This is a genomic window from Streptomyces sp. NPDC002793, assembly GCF_040295485.1.
Lineage (GTDB): Bacteria > Actinomycetota > Actinomycetes > Streptomycetales > Streptomycetaceae > Streptomyces.
The window spans coordinates 1-4390 of record NZ_JBEOVL010000115.1 but is presented as its reverse complement, the minus strand read 5'-3'; the positions used below and the strand labels follow the sequence as shown (position 1 = coordinate 4390).

General features: G+C 67.8%; 4 protein-coding genes. 3 read left to right on the top strand and 1 reads right to left on the bottom strand.

The genetic code is table 11. The annotated features are described in order from the left end of the window. Positions 1 to 531 precede the first annotated feature (531 nt). The 3 genes from ABT001_RS35765 (at position 532) to ABT001_RS35755 (ending at position 2869) form a co-directional block, all read left to right on the top strand. Positions 532 to 1533: a DUF6192 family protein gene (locus tag ABT001_RS35765; protein WP_351285860.1), complete on the top strand. Its 1002-nt coding sequence runs from the start codon at positions 532 to 534 to the stop codon at positions 1531 to 1533. Positions 1534 to 1535: 2 nt separating this feature from the next. Continuing rightward, positions 1536 to 1955 carry a RacP protein gene (locus ABT001_RS35760; RefSeq protein WP_351285859.1) on the top strand — a complete coding sequence of 140 codons (420 nt, stop codon included), beginning with the start codon at positions 1536 to 1538 and terminating at the stop codon, positions 1953 to 1955. 65 nt (positions 1956 to 2020) lie between these two features. After that, positions 2021 to 2869 (top strand): IS5 family transposase, encoded by an 849-nt coding sequence (locus ABT001_RS35755; RefSeq protein ID WP_351285857.1) that lies wholly within the window; start codon positions 2021 to 2023, stop codon positions 2867 to 2869. Between the two features lie 125 nt (positions 2870 to 2994). Here the strand turns inward: ABT001_RS35755 and ABT001_RS35750 are convergent, their stop codons facing one another. Further along, complete coding sequence (locus ABT001_RS35750) at positions 2995 to 4149, bottom strand: serine hydrolase domain-containing protein (RefSeq protein ID WP_351285861.1); 1155 nt, start codon at positions 4147 to 4149, stop codon at positions 2995 to 2997. Positions 4150 to 4390: the final 241 nt, after the last annotated feature.

The window sequence follows — 4390 nt, the reverse complement described above, 5'->3', positions numbered from 1 at the left end:
AGAGCCTGTTTCTAAGCCCCGGTTCTGAGTAGCCTGGCGTCCTACGCTGGCCTGGTGTCCGAGGGCACCGGACAGGCCGGGGAGAGGAACTGCCGGGGCTGCGGGGAGCGGCTGAGGCCGGATGCCCGGCCCGGGGCGATGTTCTGCTCGTCGGCGTGTCGTGCCAGGCAGTGGCGGCGGGAACGCCGGTTGCGTAAGCGCCTGGCGGCCGTCCAGGCCGGTGTTGGCGAGGCTGAGTGCCCCGAGTGCGGGGCCCGGTGGGTGGTCGGCGTCGACCGTCGCTCGGATGCCTTGTACTGCTCGACGCGGTGCAAGGTGAGGGCCTGGAGGCGCCGGAAGGAACCGTTCGGCGAACGGTCACAGTAACCACTGAGCGAACGCATGGTGAGCCCAACTCCGGTCACCAATCGGTCATTTATGGTCAATCGTTGCGATCTTAGGATTTGCAGACCGACTCTCGGTGAGGAAGCGGGCCCTGTCCCGTCACGGCCCCAAGTGCCGTGCCCCGGCCCGCGGTTGGTGGTGGACACCATGACCGAGGAGAACGAGAAGGTCGGAAGCGTCAGCCAGTTCCGTTACGAGCAGATCGTGGCCGAGCTGCGGGATGTGGTCGAGCAGCAGACGCGCGGGCAGTTCACGATCGGTGACCGGGCTCTGGAGATCGAGCCGATGCGGCAGCGGGGTGGTCCGGTCGGGGAGACGGAGTGGACTGTCGAGGAGTCGCTGGCCCGTCTGGCCGACGACATCGGGCTGAGCGTCGCCACGGTGAAGACCACGAGGTGGGTGGCGTCCCGCTGGCCGAAGGAACACCGGCAACCCAATATCGCGTCCTACACCGTCCACCGGTCGCTGGCGAACATCGAGGACGACGCGGAGCGGTTCGCGGCGGTTCTGGTGCTGCCGGAGGGGAAGCCCCGGTGGACGACGGACGACGCGAACCGGCGGGTGGGGCAGCAGGTCGAAACGCCGGTGACGCCGCAGGAGAAGGTCACCGCGATTCACTCGCTGGCCCAGGACGAGGAGGTCGCCGCAGCGGTGACCACCGACTTCCTCAAGCGTCCGCAGGTGGCAGCCAAAGTGTCGGCGGAGGACAAGGTCCGGGTGGTGGAGGAGTTCACCCGTGACGAGACGGTCGCAACAACCGCCGCAACCAGCCTGCTGCGCCGTCCGGACGTCGCGTTCAAGGCGATGAGCGACGACACCGCCCGCTTCCAGGTCAACCATGCCCAGAACGAGCGAAGCCGGCAAGCCCGCGAGGACTTCGAACGCACCAGCCCCGTCGCCCCGGCCGTCCGGCACATCGACCGGACGGTGGAGTTTCTGGACCTGGTCACCGCCTGCCACTCCTTCGTGGCCGCGGCCGGCCGCACCGTCCCCGGCCTGCGGGATCGCACGCTCAACGACGACGAACGCACGATCGTGCACGAGAACGTCGCCCGTGTTCGGGCCACCCTGGACTGGATCGAGACCGCTGTCGACACAGGCCAGGTCGACATGGACGACGAACTGGCCCGCATGCTGAAGGGCGAGTAGGCATGCCCCGAGCCTCGCGGCGGCGGGGCGATGTCGCCCGGCGGCACGCGGACACCGTCCGGTTCGTGTTGTTCGAGGCCAGGCCCGCCGGTCTGCTGTTCCCTCAGCTGGTACGCGCGAGCGATCTGTCCCCCAGTCAGGTGCGGTCCGGGCTTGCGGCCCTGAAGGACCAGGCGACGGAGAAGGGCTGGCCGCCGCTGATCTGGACCAGAGCCAACGGCTACCAGCTCGGCGCCGAACGGCCTGCCCTGGAGGCATACGAACGGGCAGTGATCAGGGAGAAGCTGACCGAGTTCCGCCGGCTCATTACTGGCACCGTCGCCCCGCACGCCGCCGCCCACCCGGGCGACAAGTGGGTCAAGCACATCACCGCCCAGCTCAACTCCATTGAATCCACACTCGACCTCATCAACAGCTCCTGACCGGTCGCTGCTGGGGCCGCCCGGACGGCGGACGGCCCCAGCAGCACTGCGGAAAGCCAACTGCCATGCGTCGCCGCCGCTATCCCTCGGACACCACCAACGCCGAATGGGCCCTGCTCGAACCCCTCCTGCCCACACCGGCCTGCGACACCAGCCGCGGCGGTAGGCCGGAGAAGCACCCCCGCCGCGAGGTCGTCGACGCGATTCGCTATGTCGTGGACACTGGCTGCAAGTGGAGGGCCTTACCTGCGGATTTCCCGCCCTGGCGCACAGTCTGGGGATTCATGGCCCGCTGGGCGGCCTGCGGGGTCATCGGACAGATCCGTGACCATCTGTCCGGGCGGATCCGCCGTGACATGGACAAAGGTCCCCGGGCGGTGGCCACCGTGATCGACTCCCAGAGCGTGAAGGCCGCCGAGACCGTCTCCAAAGCTACCCGCGGCTATGACGCGGGCAAGAAAATCAACGGTCGCAAGCGCCACCTGGTCGTCGACACCCGAGGGCTTCCCCTGCTGGTCATGGTCACCCCCGCCGACCTGCACGACTCCACTGCGGCGAAGGAGGTCCTGTTCCGCCTGCGCCTGATGCACCCCGAAATCACGATCGTGTGGGCCGACTCGGCTTACGCCGGGAAGCTCGTCGACTGGGCGAAACAGCACCTCAACCTGACGATCAAACCCGTCAGCCGTCCCAAGGACGCATCCGGCTTCGTCGTACTCCCACGTCGTTGGGTCGTCGAACGCAGTCTTGCGTGGATGATGCACGCCCGCCGGCATGCACGGGACTATGAACGGCTCGTCCAGCACTCCGAAACTTTGATCACCTGGGCCGCCATCACCCTCATGACCAGGCGCCTGGCGCGCAAAGGCGCCACCCCCAGCTGGCCGAGGAAACCGGCGTCTGCCGGGGGCTGACCGCCCTACGTCCCTAGGGGTATCGCCGAGGCGAGCCCAAAAGGAGCCCGGGGCGAGGTGGTACGCAACGTTCATCTGCGGCACCAGCGAGCGTCGCGCCGAGTTCACCGCGACGACGCGCCCGCTCACCGGGTGCTGGGGCCGCCGGCGCACAGTGCGTGGTCGATCAGGGCGCTGGCCGCGTTCTCCTGCTCCAGTATGTGGTCTTTGGTGTCGCCGCGGGCCTCGGACATGGAGACCACAGCGCTTCGACGCCCGTCATCGGTGACGCCGTTGAGGGTGATGTAGCCGCCGTCCCCTCCCTCGTGGCTCCAGTAGGTTCCTCCACATTTCAGGGGGCGTTCGACCAGGCCGAGTCCGTACCGGCCGTCGGGCCACAGCTCTTGGACCTTTGCGCTCACCTCGACGGTCTGCTTCATCTTGGCCAGCTGCCGTGCCGGCAGCAGGCGGCCGTCGAGCAGCGCGCGGAGGAAGCGGTTCTCGTCCCGCGTGGTCGTGACCCACGAAAGGTTCTCGTAGTCCACCGGTATCTGGTCGGTGACGTCCACCCGGGAACCGGGGCCGAAGAGCTGGTAGGCCTGGGCGTGAGGCCGGGGCAGGGTGGGCGAGGTGCCCATCCACCGGGTCTGGTTGAGGCCGAGCGGGCGCAGGATGCGGTTCTCGATCTCCTGGTGGGCGGGTCGATCGGTGGCCTTCTGAATGATCATGTCGAGCAGGACGTAGCCAGTGTTGGAGTACGCCCAGCCCTCGCCGGGCTCGAAGCCCTCCGGCTTGTGAGCCATGGCGAGGTCGACCAGCTGCTCGGGTTCGTAGACGTTGTGGCGCTGCTGGTAGTACTCCTCCGGCGTGGTGTATCCCGGCAGGTTGTCGCGGATGCCGCTGGTGTGCTGGAGGAGTTGGCGGATGGTGATCTTGCTGCCGTCATTGCCGTTGCCTTGCACCACTCCGGGCAGCCATTGGTCGACGGTGTCGTCCAGGGACAGCCGGCCCTCGGCCTCCAGTTGGAGGACCACGGTGGCGACCAGCGTCTTGGACGTGCTGGCCATGCGGAAGTAACCGCGGGAAGAGACCGGGCGGCCGGTGGTCAGGTCGGCAGTGCCGCTGGTGGCAACCGACTGCCGACCATCAGGCCCAATGACACGAGCCTGCACACCGCTGACACCGAGTGCGTGGATTCTTGCGGCATCCTGGCGTAACTGCTCCACGGCGGAGGGGCCGGCAGACTGGGCGACAGCCGTGCCCGCCTCTGCGGCGAGCAGCGTAGCGACACCGATTGCCATGGCGAGGTGCTTTCGTAGAGTCGAGGTCATGGCCGAACGCTAGTTTCGCCCCAACGGGGGCGCGATCCGGCGCACCCCAAGATCAGAACGGGGGATAACCCCCGGTGCGGGCCGTCACCGGTCTGGCGTTCACCTGCCGGGCGCGGTGTGACGGTTCTCAACCCAACCAGCACCGCCAGGGCACCCGGACGAGCCTCCCAGCAGGCCCGTTACGAACCATGGGATGAGAAACACGCACTTA